Annotated in this window: 22 protein-coding genes; 10 read left to right on the top strand and 12 right to left on the bottom strand. The window is 68.0% G+C overall.

The annotated features are described in order from the left end of the window. Positions 1 to 442 precede the first annotated feature (442 nt). The 3 genes from ACEYYA_RS11725 (at position 443) to yddG (ending at position 3,369) form a co-directional block, all read left to right on the top strand. Complete coding sequence (locus ACEYYA_RS11725; protein WP_374800827.1) at positions 443 to 1,618, top strand: acetyl-CoA C-acetyltransferase; 1,176 nt, start codon at positions 443 to 445, stop codon at positions 1,616 to 1,618. 95 nt (positions 1,619 to 1,713) lie between these two features. After that, on the top strand, positions 1,714 to 2,439 hold the full coding sequence (phbB, locus tag ACEYYA_RS11730; RefSeq protein WP_374800829.1) for an acetoacetyl-CoA reductase: 726 nt from the start codon (positions 1,714 to 1,716) through the stop codon (positions 2,437 to 2,439). 63 nt (positions 2,440 to 2,502) lie between these two features. Beyond that, on the top strand, positions 2,503 to 3,369 hold the full coding sequence (yddG, locus tag ACEYYA_RS11735; RefSeq protein ID WP_374800831.1) for an aromatic amino acid exporter YddG: 867 nt from the start codon (positions 2,503 to 2,505) through the stop codon (positions 3,367 to 3,369). Between the two features lie 48 nt (positions 3,370 to 3,417). Here yddG and ACEYYA_RS11740 read toward each other — a convergent pair whose 3' ends face one another. The 3 genes from ACEYYA_RS11740 to ACEYYA_RS11750 form a co-directional block, all read right to left on the bottom strand. Beyond that, entirely contained in the window at positions 3,418 to 3,582 is a 165-nt protein-coding gene (locus ACEYYA_RS11740) for a DUF465 domain-containing protein (protein ID WP_374800833.1), read from the bottom strand. A gap of 107 nt (positions 3,583 to 3,689) precedes the next feature. After that, positions 3,690 to 4,436 carry a tRNA1(Val) (adenine(37)-N6)-methyltransferase gene (locus ACEYYA_RS11745; protein ID WP_374800835.1) on the bottom strand — a complete coding sequence of 249 codons (747 nt, stop codon included), beginning with the start codon at positions 4,434 to 4,436 and terminating at the stop codon, positions 3,690 to 3,692. Continuing rightward, positions 4,433 to 4,651: a putative signal transducing protein gene (locus ACEYYA_RS11750; RefSeq protein ID WP_374800837.1), complete on the bottom strand. Its 219-nt coding sequence runs from the start codon at positions 4,649 to 4,651 to the stop codon at positions 4,433 to 4,435. The genes ACEYYA_RS11745 and ACEYYA_RS11750 overlap by 4 nt, the downstream gene beginning before the upstream one ends. Positions 4,652 to 4,696: 45 nt before the next feature. Here ACEYYA_RS11750 and ACEYYA_RS11755 point away from each other — a divergent pair, with 45 nt between their 5' ends. After that, a complete protein-coding gene (locus ACEYYA_RS11755; RefSeq protein ID WP_374800839.1) occupies positions 4,697 to 5,698 on the top strand; it encodes a polyprenyl synthetase family protein in 1,002 nt (333 codons plus the stop codon). 12 nt (positions 5,699 to 5,710) lie between these two features. Here ACEYYA_RS11755 and ACEYYA_RS11760 read toward each other — a convergent pair whose 3' ends face one another. The 3 genes from ACEYYA_RS11760 to ACEYYA_RS11770 form a co-directional block, all read right to left on the bottom strand. After that, the gene (locus ACEYYA_RS11760; RefSeq protein WP_374800841.1) at positions 5,711 to 6,541 is read right to left on the bottom strand and encodes a 4-(cytidine 5'-diphospho)-2-C-methyl-D-erythritol kinase; all 831 of its coding nucleotides are present in this window, start codon (positions 6,539 to 6,541) and stop codon (positions 5,711 to 5,713) included. Next, the gene (locus ACEYYA_RS11765; protein WP_374800843.1) at positions 6,531 to 8,387 is read right to left on the bottom strand and encodes a tetratricopeptide repeat protein; all 1,857 of its coding nucleotides are present in this window, start codon (positions 8,385 to 8,387) and stop codon (positions 6,531 to 6,533) included. The genes ACEYYA_RS11760 and ACEYYA_RS11765 overlap by 11 nt, the downstream gene beginning before the upstream one ends. A gap of 165 nt (positions 8,388 to 8,552) precedes the next feature. After that, positions 8,553 to 10,202 carry an electron transfer flavoprotein-ubiquinone oxidoreductase gene (locus tag ACEYYA_RS11770; RefSeq protein WP_374800845.1) on the bottom strand — a complete coding sequence of 550 codons (1,650 nt, stop codon included), beginning with the start codon at positions 10,200 to 10,202 and terminating at the stop codon, positions 8,553 to 8,555. A 281-nt stretch (positions 10,203 to 10,483) separates the two neighbouring features. Here ACEYYA_RS11770 and greA point away from each other — a divergent pair, with 281 nt between their 5' ends. Genes greA through ACEYYA_RS11790 form a run of 4 tightly spaced genes read left to right on the top strand, consistent with a single transcriptional unit; the run spans position 10,484 to position 12,983 of the window. Continuing rightward, a complete protein-coding gene (gene greA, locus ACEYYA_RS11775; protein ID WP_374800847.1) occupies positions 10,484 to 10,954 on the top strand; it encodes a transcription elongation factor GreA in 471 nt (156 codons plus the stop codon). A gap of 9 nt (positions 10,955 to 10,963) precedes the next feature. Next, positions 10,964 to 11,947 (top strand): hypothetical protein, encoded by a 984-nt coding sequence (locus ACEYYA_RS11780; RefSeq protein ID WP_374800849.1) that lies wholly within the window; start codon positions 10,964 to 10,966, stop codon positions 11,945 to 11,947. Next, positions 11,944 to 12,660 (top strand): AzlC family ABC transporter permease, encoded by a 717-nt coding sequence (locus tag ACEYYA_RS11785; protein ID WP_374800851.1) that lies wholly within the window; start codon positions 11,944 to 11,946, stop codon positions 12,658 to 12,660. Before ACEYYA_RS11780 ends, ACEYYA_RS11785 begins: the two co-directional genes overlap by 4 nt. After that, positions 12,657 to 12,983 (top strand): AzlD domain-containing protein, encoded by a 327-nt coding sequence (locus ACEYYA_RS11790; RefSeq protein ID WP_374800853.1) that lies wholly within the window; start codon positions 12,657 to 12,659, stop codon positions 12,981 to 12,983. Before ACEYYA_RS11785 ends, ACEYYA_RS11790 begins: the two co-directional genes overlap by 4 nt. Here ACEYYA_RS11790 and ACEYYA_RS11795 read toward each other — a convergent pair. The 3 genes from ACEYYA_RS11795 to dapD form a co-directional block, all read right to left on the bottom strand. Further along, entirely contained in the window at positions 12,980 to 13,591 is a 612-nt protein-coding gene (locus ACEYYA_RS11795) for a hypothetical protein (RefSeq protein WP_374800855.1), read from the bottom strand. The two genes, ACEYYA_RS11790 and ACEYYA_RS11795, sit on opposite strands and share 4 nt — an antisense overlap. A 30-nt stretch (positions 13,592 to 13,621) precedes the next feature. Beyond that, positions 13,622 to 13,768 carry an aa3-type cytochrome c oxidase subunit IV gene (locus ACEYYA_RS11800; RefSeq protein WP_374800857.1) on the bottom strand — a complete coding sequence of 49 codons (147 nt, stop codon included), beginning with the start codon at positions 13,766 to 13,768 and terminating at the stop codon, positions 13,622 to 13,624. Positions 13,769 to 13,870: 102 nt separating this feature from the next. Continuing rightward, complete coding sequence (gene dapD / locus ACEYYA_RS11805) at positions 13,871 to 14,707, bottom strand: 2,3,4,5-tetrahydropyridine-2,6-dicarboxylate N-succinyltransferase (RefSeq protein WP_374800859.1); 837 nt, start codon at positions 14,705 to 14,707, stop codon at positions 13,871 to 13,873. 102 nt (positions 14,708 to 14,809) lie between these two features. On the opposite strand from dapD, the gene ACEYYA_RS11810 reads away from it, so the two are divergent. Together ACEYYA_RS11810 and ACEYYA_RS11815 are read left to right on the top strand one after the other, a co-directional pair. Then, positions 14,810 to 15,625: an LOG family protein gene (locus tag ACEYYA_RS11810; protein ID WP_374800861.1), complete on the top strand. Its 816-nt coding sequence runs from the start codon at positions 14,810 to 14,812 to the stop codon at positions 15,623 to 15,625. Between the two features lie 98 nt (positions 15,626 to 15,723). After that, positions 15,724 to 16,851: an alanine racemase gene (locus tag ACEYYA_RS11815; protein WP_374800863.1), complete on the top strand. Its 1,128-nt coding sequence runs from the start codon at positions 15,724 to 15,726 to the stop codon at positions 16,849 to 16,851. 7 nt (positions 16,852 to 16,858) lie between these two features. Here ACEYYA_RS11815 and ACEYYA_RS11820 read toward each other — a convergent pair whose 3' ends face one another. The 3 genes from ACEYYA_RS11820 to ACEYYA_RS11830 all read right to left on the bottom strand — a co-directional run bounded on the left by ACEYYA_RS11820 (position 16,859) and on the right by ACEYYA_RS11830 (position 20,671). Beyond that, on the bottom strand, positions 16,859 to 17,731 hold the full coding sequence (locus ACEYYA_RS11820) for a 50S ribosomal protein L11 methyltransferase (RefSeq protein WP_374800865.1): 873 nt from the start codon (positions 17,729 to 17,731) through the stop codon (positions 16,859 to 16,861). A gap of 12 nt (positions 17,732 to 17,743) precedes the next feature. Continuing rightward, positions 17,744 to 18,388: a peptide-methionine (S)-S-oxide reductase MsrA gene (gene msrA, locus ACEYYA_RS11825; RefSeq protein ID WP_374800867.1), complete on the bottom strand. Its 645-nt coding sequence runs from the start codon at positions 18,386 to 18,388 to the stop codon at positions 17,744 to 17,746. Between the two features lie 96 nt (positions 18,389 to 18,484). Beyond that, on the bottom strand, positions 18,485 to 20,671 hold the full coding sequence (locus ACEYYA_RS11830; RefSeq protein WP_374800869.1) for a primosomal protein N': 2,187 nt from the start codon (positions 20,669 to 20,671) through the stop codon (positions 18,485 to 18,487). Positions 20,672 to 20,809: the final 138 nt, after the last annotated feature.

Below are 20,809 nucleotides of genomic sequence, written 5' to 3' on the forward strand. Positions count from 1 at the left end.
GCCCCACGCACGATGCGGCAGAGGGCGGTTTCGCAGGTCATCCGCGCGCCCTCTCGGGTGCGTCGCAGGCGCGATCGGACGGATCTGGTGGATGTCTGGCCGCATCCCTGCGGCGTCCTGCACCCCGCGCATTGGGGGGCAAAGGTCGCCAGTTGCGCCAGGGGGGCATTCCCCCAACGCACCCTGCGCGCAACGGACCAACCTGCAGGGCGTTGCCTTGCGGCCTCTTTAGGTTAAAGCGGCCCCGCCCCGACACCGACACGGCCTTGTCCGACCATCCCCGGAAACACGCCTCTCGGATTTCGGCCAGCAGCGCCAACACGCATCATCACCGCCGCTGGCTGTGGTCAGGTGCCGTCCGCAAACCGGCTTGCACGCCGGCCTCGACCCGTCCAAGCTGACCCGGAAGGCCGTCAGGCCCAACTTTGGTTGGAGGAACCGCATGAGTAACGTCGTTATCGTCTCGGCCGCCCGCACCCCGGTCGGCAGCTTCCTTGGCTCATTCGCCAGCACCCCGGCGCATGAACTGGGCCGCATCGTTCTGGAGGAGGTCGTGCGCCGCGCCGGGATCGACAGGGCCGAGGTCTCCGAGACGATCCTGGGCCAGGTGCTGACCGCCGCGCAGGGCCAGAACCCCGCCCGTCAGGCGCATGTCAATGCCGGTCTGCCGATCGAATCGGCGGCCTGGGGCATCAACCAGGTCTGCGGTTCGGGGCTGCGCGCCGTCGCGCTTGGCGCCCAGCAGATCGCTTTGGGCGATGCGGCCATCGTCATCGCGGGCGGCCAGGAAAACATGAGCCTGTCACCCCATGCCGCCTATCTGCGCGCCGGGCAGAAGATGGGCGACATGGGCTATGTCGACACCATGATCCGCGACGGGCTGTGGGATGCTTTCAACAACTATCACATGGGCCAGACCGCCGAAAACGTCGCCGCGAAATACGGCATCACCCGCGACATGCAGGACGAATTCGCCGTGGCCAGCCAGAACAAGGCCGAAGCCGCGCAAAAGGCCGGCAAGTTCCAGGATGAGATCACCGCGGTCACGCTGAAGACGCGCAAGGGCGATGTGATCGTGGACAGCGACGAATACATCCGCCACGGCGCGACGATCGAGGCGATGCAGAAGCTGAAGCCCGCCTTCACCAAGGACGGCACGGTGACGGCGGCCAATGCCTCGGGGCTGAACGACGGCGCGGCGGCGGTGCTGATGATGTCCGAGGCCGAGGCGAACCGGCGCGGCCTGAAGGTGTTGGCCCGTATCGCAAGCCACGCCACCGCCGGTCTGGACCCGACGATCATGGGCTGCGGCCCGATCCCGGCCAGCCGCAAGGCGCTGGAAAAGGCCGGCTGGAAGGCCTCCGATCTGGACCTGATCGAGGCGAACGAAGCCTTTGCCGCACAGGCCTGCGCGGTGAACAAGGAAATGGGCTGGGACACGTCCAAGGTGAACGTCAACGGCGGCGCGATTGCCATCGGTCACCCGATCGGCGCCTCGGGCGCGCGGATCCTGAACACGCTGTTGTTCGAGATGCAGCGGTCGGGCGCGAAAAAGGGCCTGGCGACGCTGTGCATCGGCGGCGGCATGGGCGTGGCCATGTGCCTGGAACGTGCCTGACGCAGGGTCTTGAAAATCGGTCGCGCAATAATCTTGCGCGACCCGCTTGCGACGGGTAATTCTGTTGCCAAGCTGATTGTTACAGGGGAGGAATCATGTCGAAAGTTGCAGTCGTCACGGGCGGATCGCGGGGGATCGGTGCCGCCATTTCCAAGGCATTGAAGGACGCGGCCTATACCGTCGCCGCCAACTATGCCGGCAATGACGAGGCCGCCCAGGCCTTTACCGCCGAAACCGGCATCAAGACCTATAAATGGTCGGTCGCCGATTACGATTCCTGCGCCGCGGGCATCAAGCAGATCGAGGCCGACCTTGGCCCGGTCGCCGTGCTGGTCAACAATGCCGGGATCACCCGCGACGCGATGTTCCACAAGATGACGCCGCAGCAGTGGAAAGAGGTGATCGACACCAACCTGACCGGCGTGTTCAACATGACCCATGCGGTCTGGAACGGGATGCGCGACGCCAAGTTCGGCCGCGTCATCAACATCAGCTCGGTCAACGGGCAAAAGGGGCAGGCGGGCCAGGCCAACTATTCCGCCGCCAAGGCCGGTGACATCGGCTTCACCCGCGCCCTTGCACAAGAGGGCGCGCGCGCCGGGATCACCGTCAACGTCATCGCGCCGGGCTATATCGGCACCGACATGGTGCGCGCGATTGATGAAAAAGTGCTGAACGAACGCATCATCCCGCAGATCCCGGTCGGCCGCCTGGGCGAACCCGAGGAAATCGCACGGGCCGTGGTCTTTCTGGCCTCGGACGAGGCCGGTTTCATCACCGGCTCGACCATCTCGGCCAATGGCGGGCAATTCTTCGGCTGATCGCCCCTTGATTTCGCAAACGGCCCGTGCCCCCTTGGCGCGGGCCGTTTCCTTTGGGGCATCATGTCGCGCACCACCGCTACGCTGATCGGATTCACTGCCATCCTGATGTGGTCGGCGCTGGCGGTGCTGACCGTCGCCACAACGCCGGTGCCGCCGTTCCTGCTGAACGCGCTGACCTTTGCCATCGGCGGCGGGCTGGGGCTGGTCTGGGCCGCCGCCAGAGGCCAGATCGGCGCGCTGCGCCGCGTGCCACTGCGGGTCTATGCCATGGGGACGGCGGCGATGTTCGGCTATCACGCGCTTTATTTCAGCGCGCTGCGGCTGGCCCCCCCGGCGCAGGCCTCGCTGATCTGTTTCCTGTGGCCGCTGCTGATCGTGCTGGGGTCCGGCCTGATGCCGGGCGAGAGGCTGCGCGCCGGGCATGTCATCGGCGCAATCATCGCCTTTGCGGGCGCGGCGGCGATCCTGGGCGGGGGCGGCGCGCTTCAGTCCGGGGCGATGCTTGGCTATGGGCTGGCCTTTTGCTGCGCGCTGATCTGGGCGGCCTATTCGCTGGGATCGCGGCGCGGCGCGCATGTGCCGACCGCCGCCGTCGCGGTGTTCTGCCTGGCCACCGCGCTGCTGTCGGCGCTGATTCACCCGCTGGTCGAGGTCACTGCCTGGCCCCGCGATCCGCTGGGCTGGGGGGCCGTCGCCGCCCTTGGCGCGGGGCCGGTGGGGCTGGCGTTCTTCACCTGGGACATCGGCGTCAAGCGCGGCGATATTCAGGTGTTGGGAACGGCATCCTATGCGGCCCCGGTGCTGTCGACGTTGATCCTGATTGCAACCGGCGCGTCGCAGGCCGGGGCCGGGGTGATCGCGGCGGCGGCGATGATCGCCACCGGCGCGCTTCTGGCTGCGCGGGCGGGGCGCAGCAGGCCCGAATGACAACGGGCGCCACCCGGGGCGCCCGTTGTTGATGGAATGGGGACGGCCTTAATGGCCCAGTCGCTCGATCTCTTCCTTCAGCTTCAGCTTTTCCTTTTTCAACTGGCTGATTTCGGCATCACTGCTGCCCGGCGATTTCTGGATCGTTTCAACCCGGTCAGACAGTTGCTGGTGCTTGCGCTTCAGCTCGGCAAGGTGGGAGTCCATCGACATCGTTGTCTCCTCTGCTGGTGTCGGTGTCATGATTTCAGCACAGAGCGGGCAAGCTGTCACCCGCTAACAGGGGCCTGCGTAAAATGACGCATGTTTTCGCCGCCAGATCAGGCATCCATCGGCAAAGGCGCGCCATCGCGCAGGATCGCGCGTGTCACATCGGTGTAATCATCGGTGCCGTCGCCCTGATGCGCGGCCGCCGCATGGATGACCAGCGGCGCAAGCAGGGTCAGCCCGTCGCGCCGCCCCTTGATCGCGGTCAGGACGAATCGCGCCGCCGCCGCCCCCGCGCGTGGGGCGAGGGGCCGCAGGCGGATCGCACCGGCGCGCGGGGTCAGCGCCGCCAGCACCTCGGGCAGGCGGTCGCTGCGCTGGATCAGGCTCAGGCCCCCGCCCGGCCGCAGCCGCCGCAAGCCGGCGTCGATCCACTGACCGAGCGCCACGCCGTCCTGCCGCGCCCGCGCGCGCCCGGCATCGGGACCAGTCGTGCCGGGGGTGAAATAGGGTGGGTTCATCAGCACCTGATCGAACCGTCGCGCCCGCAGATCGGCGGGCAACGCCGCCAGATCGGCCGTCACTACGCCGAATCGCGCGCCGTTTTCCGCGCCGTTGCGTCGCGCCAGATCGGCATAGTCGGGTTGCACCTCGACCCCGGTCAGATCCAGGTCAGGCATCCGCGCGGCCAGACACAGGCTTGCCGTGCCGACCCCGCAGCCCAGTTCCAGCACCGCCTGACCGGGGCGCGCGGGGCAGGCGGCCGCCAGCAGCACCGGGTCCATCCCGGCGCGATAGCCGCGCGCGGGCTGCCAGATCCGCAGCCGGTCATTCAGAAAACCGTTGCAGGTCAGGCTCATGCGTCATCGGGCCACTGGCCGGTGTCACGCAGCGCGCGGATGGCGCGGTCATAGTCATCGTCGGCGACCATGATCCGGCGCGGCAGAATGCCCAGACTGCCCTCCAGCACGCTCGTGTGGACGTCCAGTTCAAAGGCGGCTATACCCTCGCCGTCCAGAACGGCGGTCGACAGGGCGAGGCGCACCGGATCGGTGCTGCGGAACAGTTCTTTCATGACCGCAGGTTAGGACAAAGCACGGTGGTTGAGAAGGGACGCAGGATGATGCTGGACGACAAGGCGACCAAGCCACATGACCGTCTGGCCGCCGCGCTGTCGGATGACCTGGTGGCGGTGAACGCGCTGATCCGCGACCGCATGGCCAGCCGCCACGCCCCCCGCATCCCCGAGGTGACCGCCCATCTGGTCGAGGCTGGCGGCAAGCGCCTGCGCCCGATGCTGACGCTGGCCGCCGCGCGGCTGTGCGGCTATGCGGGCGGCGATCACGTCAAGCTGGCCGCCACGGTCGAGTTCATCCACACCGCCACCCTGCTGCATGACGATGTGGTGGATGAAAGCGCGCAGCGGCGTGGGCGGCCGACCGCCAACCTGCTGTGGGACAACAAATCCAGCGTGCTGGTGGGCGATTACCTGTTCGCCCGCAGTTTTCAGTTGATGATCGAGACCGGCAATCTGCGGGTGCTGGACATTCTGGCCGATGCCTCGGCCACGATTGCCGAGGGCGAGGTGCTGCAACTGACCGCCGCGCAAAGCACCGCCACGGATGAGGCGACCTATCTGCAGATCATTCGCGGCAAGACCGCCGCGCTGTTCGCCGCCGCGACCGAGGTGGGCGGGGTGATCGCCGGGGTCGATGCCGCGCAGGTGCAGGGTTTGCGCGATTATGGCGACGCTTTGGGCATCGCCTTTCAGATGGCCGATGATCTGCTGGATTATCAGGGCGATGCCAAGGCCACCGGCAAGAATGTCGGTGACGATTTCCGCGACCGCAAGATGACGCTGCCGGTGATCCATGCCTATGCGCGCGGCGATGCGGATGAGCGCGCCTTTTGGGATCGGGTCATTTCCAGGGGCGATCAGAAGGATGGCGATCTGGACCGCGCGCTGGACCTGATGGAGCGCCATGGCACGCTGGATTCGGCGCGCCGTGTGGCGCTGCATTGGGGTCAGGTGGCGCGCGATGCCTTGGCGCCGCTGCCCGATCACCCGCTGCGCGACATGCTGTCGGATCTGGCCGATTACGTCGTGGCGCGGCTGAACTAGGCCCAACCTGAATCAACGGCTGCCCGCGCCCAGGATCGGCGCGTCCTGCACCCACCAGCCGGGCTGGGCGGCGCGCAGGCCCTGCGCGGCGGCGGCGGCGGCATCCGCCGTGGCATAAACCCCGAAGCAGGTGGCCCCCGATCCCGACATCCGCGCGATCAGGCAGCCATCGCTGGCCGCCAGCGCGCCCAATACCGTATCGACGGCGGGCGCGATCCGGCGGGCGGGGGGTTCCAGATCGTTGCGGCAGGACAACAGGAAATCGGCCAGCCGCCGCGCATCCGACAGATCGGGCAGCGCATCGGGCATCGGCGGATTGTCGCGGCGCGCCAGTGCGCCAAAGACCGCGCCCGTCGGCACCGCAACGCCGGGATTGACCAGCACCAGATGGGCGCGTGCAAGACCCGTCACCGGGGTCAGCACCTCGCCAATGCCCGCCATCCGCATCGGTTGCGGCGCCGCCAGACAGACCGGCACATCCGCGCCCAGCGACAGCACCGCCGCCGCATCGGGCAGCGCGCGCCCCTGCCCTGCCAGCGCCCGCAGCACCGCCGCCGCATCGGACGATCCGCCGCCCACGCCCGAGGCCACCGGCAGGTTCTTCACCAACCGCACAGCCGCGCCGCCCATCAGCGCCGCCGCCTGCATCACCAGATTGTCCTTACCCCCCGGCACCTGGCCCGCGAACGGCCCGGTGACCGTCAGCCCGTCCCCCGGCGCAACAGCAATCTCGTCGCCGATGCCCGCAAAGACCACCAGCGAATCCAGCAGGTGATAGCCGTCGCCACGGCGTCCGGTGACATGCAGCGTCAGGTTGACCTTGGCGGGTGCGTCAATCGGCATGAAGCGGTTTTGCGCCTTCGTCCTTCAGCACCTGATCCAGGCCGACCTCGATCTTGCGGCGCACGCGGTCGGGGTCCACCTCATCGGCGGTCTGCGCCCCGGCGGGGATCAGCGACAGCGCGCGACGCCATTGCACCCGTGCCTCACGCTCGCGCCCCACGGCCCAATAGACGTCGCCCAGGTGATCGTTGACCAGCGGGTCGTCGGCCATGCGCGCGATCGCCAGCTCCATCGGCGCGACGGCCTCGTCATAGCGGCCCAGGCGGAAATAGGCCCAGCCCAGGCTGTCCTGAATGTAACCATCCTCGGGGCTGGCCTCGACCGCGGCCTTGATCAGCGACAGCGCCTCATCCAGCTTTTCGTTGCGATCAACCAGCGCGTAACCCAGATAGTTCAGCGCCTCGGGCTGTTCGGGCGACAGCTCGATTGCCTTGCGGAAATCGGCCTCGGCCTTGGGCCATTGCTTCGACCGCTCATGCGCGACGCCGCGCGCGTAATACAGAAACCAGCTTGCCCCGCCGGTCTTTTCTGCCAGATCAATGGCCTTGTCATAGGCAGGCGCGGCCTTGGCGAACTGGCTGTCCTGGCGCAGCATGTCGCCCAACGACAGCCAGCCGGTGATCAGATCGGGATGCGCCTTGGTCACCGCCTGCGCGACGTCGATCCCCTGTTCGACCTGCCCGGCCCGGCGCAAAGCCTGCGCGCGACCAAGATCGGCAATGGCGCGCATCGGGCTGTCCTGCGGCACCGCCTCATAGGCCTGAACCGCCAGATCGAACTGCTCCATCTGTTCCAGCAGCGCCGCCGCCAGCATCTGCGCATCCAGATTGGCCGGGGTCAGCCAGGCTGCGATGCGGGCATAAACCAGGGTCGAGGCATCGGGGACATCGCCGCCCAGCATCATGCCGGCAAAGTTGAAATAGACCTCGCCCAGGCCGTCGCTGGCCGATGTCACGGTGTCGAACGGCACCGCCTCACCGGCGGCCAGCCGGTCGCGCAGGCTGGACAGCACCGGGTCGGCCTCGACCTTCAGCGCGCTGTCCAGCAGGGCGATGGCGTCGTCATTCTTTTCAAGCTGCGACAGGATCTGGGCATGGGCCACCAGCCCGCGCCGGGTCAGGCGCAGTTCCTCGCCGTCCTGGCCGGTCAGCAGCGCATTCGCACCCTCGAAATCGCCGACCGAAGCCAGCGCCAGTGCCTTGTGATAGCGGCCAAAGGGGGTGGCGCCGGGTTGGGCGATCACCCGGTCAAAGCCCTTGACCGCCTCGGACATCTGGCCCTGGCCGACCTGCGCCCAGGCGCGCACAAGTTCCGCGATCAGGTCGATCTGCGGGGCGGCATCGGTGCCGCCGTTGGCCGGGGGCGTTTCCTGCGCGGCGGCCTTGGCGGCGGCATCGCCCTGATCCAGCAGGGCCAGCACACCGGCAAAATCGCCTGCCTTGGCGGCCTTGGCCAGCCCAAGGATCTGCCCGATCATATGGGTCGCGCCCTGATCCGCCATCGTCTGCGCGCGCTCGATCGCCTCATCCACGCGGCCCAGCGCGACACGCGCCAAAAGCGCGGTTTCCTGCATCGCCTGATTGCCGGGATCAGCCTGCAAGGCGCGTTCAAAGTAATCCAGCGCCGATTGGAAATCCGACCGCGTGGCCGCATAGCCCGCCGCCAGATAGGCCCCGGCATCCTCGCCCGCCAAGGTCGGCACCTGATCGGCGGGCAGCGCGCGATCGGCGCTGACACCCATGCCCATCTGCGGCATGGCCGGGGTATCGGCGTTCTGCGCCAGCAGCGGCGCGGGCAGGCCCATCGCCAGGGCCAGGGCAAAGATCGAGGTCGTCAGGCGCAACATGTCCATCCTTCGGCGGCGCCGCCATGGCGCGCCCCGACCCTAGCCCCGGCCCCCGGCACTGTCCATCCGGCCCCGCCCGCGCACACCCCCGCCCCCGCCCGCCTGACGGGAATGTGACGGGCGCGGGTGCCATGAAAAAGGCGGCCACGGGGGCCGCCTTCCTGATCACATATTGGGATAATTCGGCCCGTCACCGCCCTGCGGCGTGGTCCAGACGATGTTCTGCGACGGATCCTTGATGTCGCAGGTCTTGCAATGCACGCAGTTCTGAAAGTTGATGACGAACCGCGCATCGGCGCCCTCGCCCACCACCTCATAGACGGCTGCCGGGCAGTAACGCTGCGCCGGTTCGGCATATTCGGGCAGGTTCACCGCAATCGGGATCGAGGGATCCTTCAGCCGCAGATGGCTGGGCTGGCTTTCCTCGTGGTTGGTGAAGCTGAAGCTGACGTTGGTCAGCCGGTCGAAGGACAGCTTGCCATCGGGCTTGGGATAGTCGATGGGCGCAAAGTCCTTGGCCTTTCCGGTATGGGCGGCGTCGCTCTTGCCGTGTTTCAGCGTACCGAACAGCGAAAAGCCGAACAGGTTGTTCGTCCACATGTCCAGCCCACCGAACACCAGCGAGGGCCACATCCCCCAATGCGACCACATCGGCTTGACGTTGCGCACCCGCTTCAGATCCTTGGCGATCGGGCCGCTGCGCAGGTCGGTTTCATATTCGACCAGCTCATCGCCTTCGCGGCCGGCCTTGATCGCGGCGCAGGCGGCCTCGGCGGCGGCAATGCCCGACAGCATGGCGTTATGGTTGCCCTTGATGCGCGGCACGTTCACCAGCCCCGCCGAACAGCCCAGCAGCACAGCGCCCGGCACCGTCAGCTTGGGGATCGACTGCCAGCCGCCTTCGGAAATCGCGCGCGCACCGTAAGCCACGCGCTTGCCGCCCTCCAGCAGCTCGGCGACCATCGGGTGATGCTTGAAGCGCTGGAACTCCATATAGGGGAACAGATACGGATTCTCATAGTTCAGGTGAACCACGAAGCCGACCAGAACCTGATTGTTGTCAAGATGATAGATGAAGCTGCCGCCGCCCGCATTCTTGCCCAGCGGCCAGCCCATCGTATGCGTGACGGTGCCTTCGCGGTGCTTGGCAGGGTCGATTTCCCAGATTTCCTTCATGCCCAGGCCGAACTTTTGCGGGCATTTCCCGGCCGACAGATCGTATTTTTCCATCAACTGCTTGGCCAGCGACCCGCGCACGCCCTCGCTGATGAAAACGTATTTGCCGCGCAGCTCCATCCCCGGCTCATAGCTGGGGCCGGGGGTGCCGTCGGGGTTCAGCCCCATTTCGCCGGCCACGACACCGGCGACGCGGTTGCCGTCGAACACCAGTTGCGAACAGGCCATGCCGGGGAAAATCTCGACGCCCAGAGCTTCGGCCTGTTCGGCCATCCAGCGGCAGACATTGGCCATCGACACGATGTATTTGCCGTGGTTCGACATCAGCGGCGGCATCGGCCAGTTCGGGATGCGCATCCCGCCGGCGGCGCCCAGGATATAGAAATTGTCGTGCTTGACCTCGGTCTTGATCGGCGCCCCCATCGCGCGCCAGTCGGGCAGCAGCGCGTCAAGACCCGCGGTATCCAGCACCGCACCCGACAGGATATGGGCGCCGACCTCGGACCCTTTTTCCAGCACCACCACCGACAGGTCAGGGTCGATCTGTTTCAGCCGGATCGCCGCGGACAGGCCCGACGGCCCCGCCCCCACGATGACGACATCATAGTCCATCGATTCGCGCATCATCTGGTCGCTCATCCGTCCCCCCACATCTGGCGCGGCAAGGCCCGATCCGGCCCGCCTGCTTGACCTTCACGTCAGCACTAGCCCAGCCGGGGCCGTGGCGCAATGATGACGCCACGCGCGTCTTTGGCGCAATTTTCGATCCCGGCCCAGCAAGAAGCCGCCACAACGGTCATCCAAGGGTTGCATTCCGCGCCGGTTCCGGTTTCCTGTGACGCATGACTTGCAGACCGACCTTGCCCGCCGCGCGGGTGGGGTCGGTCTGTTCATGAAAACGAACGGCGTTGCAGGACGGCATGGAAAAGATCCCGATGACCCGCGCGGGCTTCGCGCAACTGGACGAAGAACTGAAACAGCTGAAATCGGTCGAGCGGCCGGCGGTCATCAAGGCCATCGCCGAGGCGCGCGAACATGGCGATCTGTCGGAAAACGCCGAATATCACGCCGCCCGTGAAAAGCAGAGCTTCGTCGAGGGCCGGATCAAGGAGATCGAGGCGCTGATTTCCCGCGCCGAGGTGATCGACCCCGCCAAACTGTCCGGCCCGATCAAGTTCGGCGCCACCGTCACCCTGGTCGATGAAGACAGCGACGAGGAAAAGACCTATCAGATCGTCGGTGAGACCGAGGCGCAGATCGAAGGCGGCCTGCTGAACGTGCGCTCGCCCCTGGCGCGGGCGCTGATCGGCAAGGAGCCGGGCGACAGCGTGGAAGTGCGCACCCCCGGCGGCGAAAAAAGCTATGAGATTCTGGACGTCCAATACATCTAGGGGGCGCGCATGACCGGGCTGGTCGACGGCTTTCGCAAGGTTGTGGCGCGTCATGGCGCGGTCGTCGTGGCGGGCGCGATCAGCCTGATCTGGCTGGCGCTGGTGGGGCTGTTCTGGCTGCTGACGCCCAGCCCCGACCAGCCCCCCGGTGCGCTGGCGCGGCTGATGTCGCTGGTCGGCGTGCTGCTGCCGGTGGCGCTGATCTGGATGGCGGCAGGCGCGGCCGAGACGCTGGCGCAATTGCGGGCCGAGGCCGACCGGCTGCGCGCCGACATGGATCGCATCCGCCCGCCCGCACGCCCTGCCCCGACGCCGATCGACGCAGTCGAGCCAGCCACGCCCGAGGTTCGCCCGGCGGCGCGCCCCGCCGCAGCCCCGATGGCCGCCGCCCCGATCGCCGCCGCCCCGATCGCCGCGCCGCAGCCCCGCGCGCGCGTGGCAGCCCCGACCGCAGCCCCCACCGCACCGCAACCCGCGCAATCCAGCCTGGCGCTGGATCTGCCGGGCGCCGCGACCGACAGCCTGCCTGCCGACACGCTGATCCGGGCGCTGAACTTTCCCGAAAGCGGCGATGACAGCGCCGGGATCGCGGCCTTGCGCGCAGCCTTGGCCGATGCCACGGCCTCGCGCCTTGTGCGGGCGGCGCAGGATGTGCTGACGCTGCTCGCGCGCGACGGCATCTTCATGGATGACCTTGCGCCTGACCGCGCCCGACCCGAACTGTGGCGGCGCTTTGCGCATGGCGAACGCGGGCGCGAGGTCTCGGCCCTGGGCGGGGTGCGCGACCGGGTGACACTGACGCTGGTGCAGGATCTGTTGCGCAGCGACACCATCTTTCGCGATGCCGCGCATCATTTCCTGCGCCAGTTCGACCGCGCCCTGGCGACGCTGGAGCCACAGGCCGACGATGCCCAGATCGCCGCCTTTGCCGCCACCCGCACCGCCCGCGCCTTCATGCTGCTGGGCCGCGCCGCGGGGACGTTCGACGGATGACCACGCGTGCTTTTGCCAAGGGGCTGCGCGACGGGCTGCCGTTCCTTCTGGTGGTGCTGCCCTTTGCCCTTTTGTTCGGCGTCGTCGCGCATGAGGCGGGGCTGGATCTGGCGCAGATCATGGGCTTTTCGGTGCTGGTTCTGGCCGGTGCCTCGCAATTCACCGCCGTGCAACTGTTGGCCGACAATGCCCCCGCGCTGATCGTCATCGTCTCGGCACTGGCGGTGAACCTGCGGATGGCGATGTATTCGGCCAGCCTGGTGCCGCATCTGGGGGCCGCGCCGCTGCGGATGCGGGCGCTGATCGCCTATCTTCTGATCGACCAGACCTATGCGCTGTCGGATGCCGAGTTTACCGCACGCCCCGCCCGCCCCCTGGCCGAAAAGATCGCCTATTTCATGGGCACCTCGGTCACCTTGTGCCTGCCCTGGATGGCGATGACAGCGATCGGTGCGACGATGGGCCGGGCGATCCCGCCGGCCTTCGCGCTGGATTTTGCGGTGCCGATCACTTTTCTGGCGATGATCGCGCCGGCGCTGCGCAGCCTGCCTCATGTTGTGGCGGCGGCGGTGTCGGTGATCGGCGCACTGGTGTTTTCGGTGCTGCCGCACGGCCTGGGCCTGCTGGTCGCCGCGCCACTGGCAATGGTCGCGGGCGCCCGGACCGAGCTGTTCCTGGCCCGCCGCGCCGCCCGCAGGGGGGCCTTGGGATGACCGCATCCAGCACGACGATCTGGCTGGTGATCCTGGCGCTGGGCCTTGGCACCTATGTGATCCGGCTGTCGTTTCTGGGCCTGATCGGCGCGCGGCAACTGCCCGAATGGGTGCTGCGGCATCTGCGCTATACATCCGTGGCGGTGCTGCCCGGGCTGGTCGCGCCGCTGGTGATCTGGCCCGCCGCGACCGGCGGCGCCTTTGACGCGCCGCGCTTTCTGGCGGCACTGGCCGCGCTGGGCTTTGGCATCGCCTTTCGCAACACGCTGGCCGCGATCCTGGGCGGCGCAGCGGTGCTGTATCTTTCGCTGGCGCTGATCTAGCGGTTCAGAACCTTGCCCTGCTGCACCAGCAGGACATTGTGATTGTTCGCCGGATCGCCATCCTTGTGGATCTTGGTCTGCACGCCGGGCAGCTTGCCGAAGGCATCACGGATGCGCAGCGGATAGAAGCTAACCGGGATCGTCTCGAACCCTGGCAAGCCGCGCAGCACGGTCGAGGTGGCATTGGCGCACATCGCCTTGGACACCGCGCCATATTCCTCGGCCCGGCGCATCGCCAGTTCGGCGACCTCGGGGCTGACCAGCACCTTCTGCTCTTCGACGTAATAGGTCTCGCGCGCGTGGTAATCGATGTAGAACGCCTTCATCATCGGCGTGATGCCGTAATGCACATCGTTGCGTTCCGGCACGTTGGGGTGGCGCCAGGTTCCGGCCGGGTCGAACATGACCCGCTGGCTGGCGTCGATCATCAGCGCCGAATGCCCGCCCTCGCCGCGCGGAATGCCGATCACGGTGAACAGCGTGATCGAGGGCGGCTCGCCCGTCGAAAACCGCGCCTGACGCACCGCATCATCGGGCGCCCAGGTCGGTTCGGCCCCGCAGGCCGCCAGCAGGGGCAGCAAAAGACAGACCAGAAGTTTACGCAGCATGATCTGCCTTTCTTGTTCGTGCCGTGATGATCAGGCGTTCGACAACGCCAGGAAGATCACCACCAGAATTGCCAGCACCGCCGCCCAGGTCGACAGCCGGATGAAGCCGTCAAAAGTCTTTTCATGCTCACGCACCGACATGTCGCCGTGAACATGGGTGGTCTTGTGATCGGCCATGGTGGTTCCCCCCTTGCAATGACGCGGTTGGCCGATCTCCCTTCGGCCACCCGCTTTTGCTAACCGATCCGAAACGCCCTGTCAGCCCCGCAGATCGCCCGTTCAATCCCGCAGCAATTCGTTGATCGAGGTCTTGGACCGGGTTTGCGCATCCACGCGCTTGACGATCACCGCGCAATACAGGTTCACGCCGTTCTTCGACGGCATCGAACCGGCCACGACCACCGACCCGGCGGGCACCTCGCCATACATCACTTCGCCGGTTTCGCGGTCGACGATCTTGGTCGACTTGCCGATGAACACGCCCATGCCCAGCACGCTGCCTTCGCGGACGATGCAGCCCTCGACCACCTCGGACCGGGCGCCGATGAAGCAATTGTCCTCGATGATGGTCGGGCCTGCCTGCATCGGTTCCAGCACGCCGCCGATGCCGACGCCGCCCGACAGGTGAACGTGCTTGCCGATCTGCGCACACGAGCCGACGGTGGCCCAGGTGTCGACCATCGTGCCTTCATCGACAAAGGCGCCCAGGTTGACGAAGCTGGGCATCAGCACCACGCCCTTGCCGATATGGGCGCTGCGACGGACGATGGCACCGGGGACGGCACGGAAACCGGCGGCGCGCCACTGGTTGTCGCCCCAGCCCTTGAACTTGGTGTCCACCTTGTCCCACCAGCTTGCGTCCTGCGGCGCGCCCGGCATCTGTTCCATGTCCTTCAGGCGAAAGCCCAGCAGCACGGCTTTCTTGGCCCATTGGTTCACATGCCAGTCGGCCCCGCGCTTTTCGGCCACCCGCAGCGCGCCGCTGTCCAGCGCCTCCAGCGTGGCCTCGATCGCCTCACGCGCCTCGCCCTTGGTGGAGGGGGTGATCGTGTCGCGGGCCTCCCACGCGGCTTCGATGGCGTTTTCCAGCTCGGCGGTGTTCAGGGGGGAACTCATGCGGGGGCCTCATTGGTTGTGAACGGACGGGTCGCGCGGGTATAACCGCCGCCACGTCCCCCATGCAATGCGCCGCGCGCCGATGGCCGCCGAAAGGATCAGATGACCGACGACCACCAGACCCCGTTCCGCGACAGCCAGCAGGACGCCGCGGCCGCGCGCGAGATCCCCGATACGCCGCAGACCCGCGCCCCGGCCTATAAGCTGGCCTTTCAGGATCGGGATTTCCTGCTGCGCCCGGAACTGCGCCCCGTGCGCCTGCAACTGGAGCTGCTGAAGCCGCAACTGGTGATGGACGAACGCGGCATCGTGTCGACCGTGGTGATGTTCGGCGGCGCGCGCATCCCCGCCCCCGACCAGGTGGCGCGGGCGCGCACGCAGACGCTGGCCGATCTGTCGCGTTACTACGAACAGGCGCGGCTGTTTGCCCAGGCGATGACCGAGCGCAGCCTGAAAAGCTATGGCCGCGAATGGGTGGTCTGCACCGGCGGCGGCCCCGGCGTGATGGAGGCCGGCAATCGCGGCGCGCATGAGGCGGGCGGCCAGTCCATCGGCCTGAACATCGTGCTGCCGCATGAACAGGCGCCGAACGAATATGTCACGCCCGACCTGTGCTTCAACTTCCACTATTTCGCCATTCGCAAGATGCATTTCCTGATGCGCGCGGCGGCGATCTGCGTGTTCCCCGGCGGCTTCGGCACTTTGGATGAGATGTTCGAGGCGCTGACCCTGATCCAGACGCTGCGGATGAAGCCGGTGCCGTTCCTGCTGTTCGGGCGCGACTTCTGGGACGGGATCATCAACTGGCAGGCGCTGGCAGAGGCCGGCACGATCTCGGCCGAGGATCTGGACCTGTTCACCTATGTCGAAACCGCGGATGAGGCGATCGCGGCCATCGACGCCTTTCGGGCGGACTGACGTGGCGGACTGACGTGGCGTCATGACCCTGCGGCTTGCCAGACTGTTCGGTCGTGCTAAAACCCGGCCGAACAAACGGGCAGCCGGGGACAGGGGCGATGGATTTTCAGGCGGTGACGCGGGCCTTGGCCCAGGCGGGGATCGTTCGCCCCGCCCTGGTGCTGGACCGGCGGCGGCTGCGTGACAACCTGTCGGTGCTGGCGGCGGGCCTGCCTGCGGACCATGCGGTGCGGCTGGCCGACAAGTCGATCCCGGCGCCCGATCTGATCGCGGCGGGGATGGCGGGGCTTTCGACCGACCGCATCATGTCCTTCCACCTGCCGCTGACGGCGCGGGTGCTGGCGCGCTTTCCGCAGGCCGAGGTGCTGATGGGCAAGCCGATGCCTGCCGCCGCCGCCGCCGCCTTTCGCCGCGATGTGGCGGGGGCGGATCGGGTGATCTGGCTGATCGACCGCTGCGAGGTGCTGCGTGATTACCTGTCGCTGGCCGCCGCCGATGGCCGCCCCATGCGTCTGGTGTTCGAGGTCGACATCGGCCTTGGCCGTGGAGGCTATGCCCGGCCCTCTGATCTGGCCGCCGCCGCCGGGCGCGTCACCGCCCCGGTCCAGATCGAGGGCCTGATGGGATATGAGGCCCATGTCAGCGCCCTGCCCCGGCTGCTGGGTGGTCAGGGCCGGGCCGGGGTGCAGGCGATGGCGCGGCTGTCGGATTTCATCGCCGCCTTGCCGCCGGGCGCGCGGCGCATCCTGAACACCGGCGGGTCTTCCACTGCTTTGGCGATGCCAGCCGGCACACCGGGGAATGAGGTCGTGGTCGGCTCGGCCCTGGTCAAGCCGTCGGATTTCGACCAGCCCTGCAACGCGGCGCTGACGCCCGCGCTGTTCATCGTGGCGCCGGTGCTGAAAACCGTGCCGCACGGCCTGCCCGGCCATCCGCGCCTGTCAGAGGCATTGCGCGGCGCGCGGCTGATCGGCGACCGCATCGCCTTTGGCTGGGGTGGCAAGTGGATGGCGCAGCCGGTCTATCCGGCCGGGCTGCGGCCCAGCCCCTTCTATGCGCCATCCTCGAACCAGCAGGGATGGGTGCTGCCGCGCGGCGCGCCCGAGCCTACCGTGATCGCCCTGCGCCCCACCCAATCCGAGGCCGTCATTCAGGATTTCGCCGAAATCCTGATCCATGAGGACGGCCGCATCACCGATAGCTGGCCGGTCTGGCCGCCCGGCTAGTCTGCCATCAGGGCTTGCGCAGCACCAGCGTCGACCATTCGCCCAGATCGTCGCGGTGTTCGGGCACCAGCCCCTGCGCGACATAGGCCGCCGTCACCTCATCGGCCTGGGTGGTCAGCAGCCCCGACAGGATCGCCCGCCCGCCCGCCGCCAGATGCGCGGCCATGTCGGGGGCCAGGTCGATCAGCGGCTGTTTCAGGATATTGGCCAGCACGATGTCATAGGGCGCGGCGGCAGCATGATCGGGGTGATCAAAGCCCGTCGCCTGAAAGCAGGCGACCTTGCCGTCCAACCCGTTGTTCAGCACATTCGCCTCGGCCGTTTCGACCGCGATCACGTCGTTATCCGAGGCCATGACCGGCACCTCCAGCCCCGGCCACAGCCGCGCGGCCCCCATCGCCAGCACCGCCGTGCCGCAGCCGATGTCCGCCACCCGGCCCGGCGCGGTATCGGCCAGCCGGTCCAGCGCCAGCAGGCAGCCCTTGGTGGTGCCGTGGTGGCCAGTGCCAAAGGCCATCGCCGCGTCGATATTCAGCGCCAGGGCCCCGGCAGGCAGCTTGTCGGCGTCATGGCTGCCATAGACGAAGAACCGCCCGGCCTGCACCGGCGCCAGTTCGCGCCGCACATGCGCCACCCAGTCGATGTCGGGCAGTTCCGACACGACAAAAGGCTGCGCGCCCTGCGCGGCGGCCAGCAGCAGCAGCGCCACCTCATCGGGGCGTTCGGTGAAATAGGCGCCGACTTCCCACCGGTCGGACCCGTCCTCGATCTCGAACACGCCGGTGCCATAGGGTTCCGGCTCAAGCGCCTCGACATGCTCGGCCAAGGCCTCGGCCTGGGCGCGGCTGGGGCAGGTGGTAAAGGCGGTGAAGGTGGTCATGGCGGCCCCTGTTCAAAGCGATTGGCTGGTGCTGGCCTTAACCCCGGTGCCCTTCAGCCCGCAATAGCCGTTCGGATTCTTGTGCAGATATTGCTGATGCTCATCCTCGGCGAAATAGAACACGGGCATCGGCGCGATCTCGGTGGTGATGGCACCGAAGCCACCGACCGCCAGCCGGTTGCCGAAGTCCACTGCCGAAGCCTCGGCCAGTGCCAGATGGTGATCGTTCATCGCATAGATGGCCGACCGATACTGGGTGCCGCGATCATTGCCCTGGCGATTGCCCTGGGTCGGATCGTGATTGTCCCAGAACAGTTGCAGCAGATGCGACAGGCTGATGCGGGCCGGGTCAAAGACCACGCGCACCACCTCGGCATGGCCGGTGCGACCGGTGCAAACCTCGGCATAGGTGGGGTTCGGGGTCAGGCCACCGGCAAAGCCCACCGCTGTCGAATGCACACCCTCGGCCTGCCACAGCAGGCGTTCGGCGCCCCAATAGCAGCCCATGCCCAGCAGCACGACCTCATGCCCGGCGGGCAGTTCGCCGATGTCGGTGCCCAGCACGGCATGGCGGCCCGGCACCATGATCGGGGCATCGCGGCCCGGCAGCGCCTCGTCGGCGGTGGGCAGGCGGTCGGCAAAGGGTCCGGTGGTCATCGCACTCTCCTGTCGTTGGGCTGCCCGAAGATAGGGGGCGGGCGGCGCTGTTACCAGACCGAACGCCGCGGGCCAGCCCGGCGTTCCGCTACGGGGCTACAGGAAGCTCTGCGGGTCGATATCGACGGCCAGCCGCACCTTGGCGGGCAGCCGCACCTGCGCCAGCCAGGCCGACAGCGCCGGTTGCAGCGCAGCCCCCCGGTCGGCGCGCACCAGCAGGCGCAGGCGGTGGCGGCCCCGCACGCGGGCAATCGGCGCGGGCGCAGGCCCCCAGACCTCGGCGCCGATGGCGCGCAGAGGGGCATCGGCGCGCGCAAGCGCCTCGCCCACCTCCAACGCCGCTTGGGCGTCGGGCGATGACAGGATGATCCCGGCCAGACGGCCAAAGGGCGGCATCCGCAGCGCCTGACGTTGCGCCGCCTCGGCCTGCCAGAAGCCTTCGTCATCGCCCGCCAGGATGGCGCGGATCACCGGGTGGTCGGGCTGGTGGGTCTGCAACAGCGCCAGCCCCGGCGCCTGCGCCCGCCCGGCGCGACCGGCGACCTGGCGGATCAGTTGAAAGGTCCGCTCGGCGGCGCGCAGATCCGACCCGAACAGGCCCAGATCGGAGTCGATCACCCCCACCAGCGTCAGATCGGGAAAGTTGTGCCCCTTGGCCACGATCTGCGTGCCGATGATGATATCGGCCTGCCCCGCCGCAATCGCCGCGATCTGATCGCGCAAGGCCCGCGCGCTGGTGAACAGATCCGACGACAGCACGGCAGCCCGCGCACCGGGAAAACGCGCCGCGACCTCCTCGGCCAGCCGCTCGACACCGGGACCGACGGCGGCCATGGCACCGGTGGTGCCACAACTGGGGCAGGTCTGCGGCACCGGGCGGGTCGCGCCGCATTGGTGGCAGACCAGACGGCGCAGAAAGCGATGCTCGACCATGCGCGCATCGCAGTGATCGCAGGCGATCTGGCCGCCGCAGGACCGACAGACGGTCAGCGGTGCATAGCCACGCCGGTTCAGGAACAACAGGCTTTGCTCGCCCTTCTCCAGCCGGTCGACCATGGCGCGCGCCAGGCTGGGGCTGATCCACTGGCCCGCCTCCATCGGCTCGGCGCGCAGGTCGATGGTGGCCATGTCGGGCAGTTCCGCCACGCCGAACCGCGCGGTCAGATCGACGCGCCCGTAACGCCCGGCCCGCGCATTCACCCAAGTCTCAAGCGCCGGCGTGGCCGAGGCCAGCACCACCTGCCCGCCCTCAAGACTGGCGCGCAACACCGCCATGTCGCGGGCGTGATACAGCACACCGTCTTCCTGCTTGTAGCTGGTGTCATGCTCCTCATCGACGACGATCAGGCCCAGATCGCGGAACGGCAGGAACAGCGCCGATCGCGCGCCGACCACCAGCCCGACCTCGCCGCGCCCGGCCATGGTCCACAGCCGCCGCCGCTCGGCCTGGGTGACACCGGAATGCCACTCGCCCGGACGCGCCCCGAACCGCGCCTCGACCCGCGCCAGAAAGGCCGAGGTCAGCGCGATCTCCGGCAAAAGCACCAGCGCCTGACGCCCGGCGCGCAGACAGGCGGCCACGGCCTCAAGGTAAACCTCGGTCTTGCCCGACCCGGTGACGCCCTTCAGAAGCGTGGTGCCATAGCCCCCCGCCGTCATGCCCGCGCAGAGCTGATCTGCGGCGGCCTGCTGGCTGTCATCCAGCGCCTTGCCGGGCAGGTTGGGATCCAGCCGCGGATAGGGCAGATCGCGCGGCGCGGCGATTTCGGCCAGCACGCCCGCCTTGACCAGCCCGTGAATGACCGAATGCGATACGCCCGCAAGCGCGGCCAGCTCACCCAGGGCGAACCCTGCGCCGCCGTGATCCGCGATCACCGCCATCACCCGCGCCCGCGCCTCGGTCAACCGCGCGGGCGGCGCCCCGGCGGGCACATAGATGCGTCGCATCCCCGGCGGATCGGCCAGCCCCGGCGCGCGCGTGGCCAGCCGCACCATCGCAGGCAGCGGCGTCATCGTATAGGCGGCGGCCCGCTCCAGAAACGCCCGCATCCCTTCGGTCATCGGCGCGGCGTCCAGCACGGCAATCACCGCGCGCAATTTCTCGATCGGGTAATCGCCCGCCGCCGGCCCCCAGACCACCCCGACCAGCCGCCGCGGCCCCAAGGGCACCAGCACGAAATCCCCCGCGGCGCAGCCCGCCTCGGGCGCCAGATAATCCAGCGCCCGACCGAGGCCCTCGGGCAGCACCACCGCAACCGGCTGACCTTGGGCAAAGCGGCTCATGCCCCTTTCCCCTGTTCGCAAATACTCCGGGGGGTGCGGCGCAGCCGCAGGGGGGCAGCGCCCCCCGGCCGCCCCATCCGCCCTTTCCGCGACCGGCCTTTTGCGCTATCACCGCGCCAACTCATCCCAAAGGAGTAT

The sequence above is a fragment of the Paracoccus zhouxuedongae genome (assembly GCF_041927815.1).
Taxonomy (GTDB): Bacteria; Pseudomonadota; Alphaproteobacteria; order Rhodobacterales; family Rhodobacteraceae; genus Paracoccus.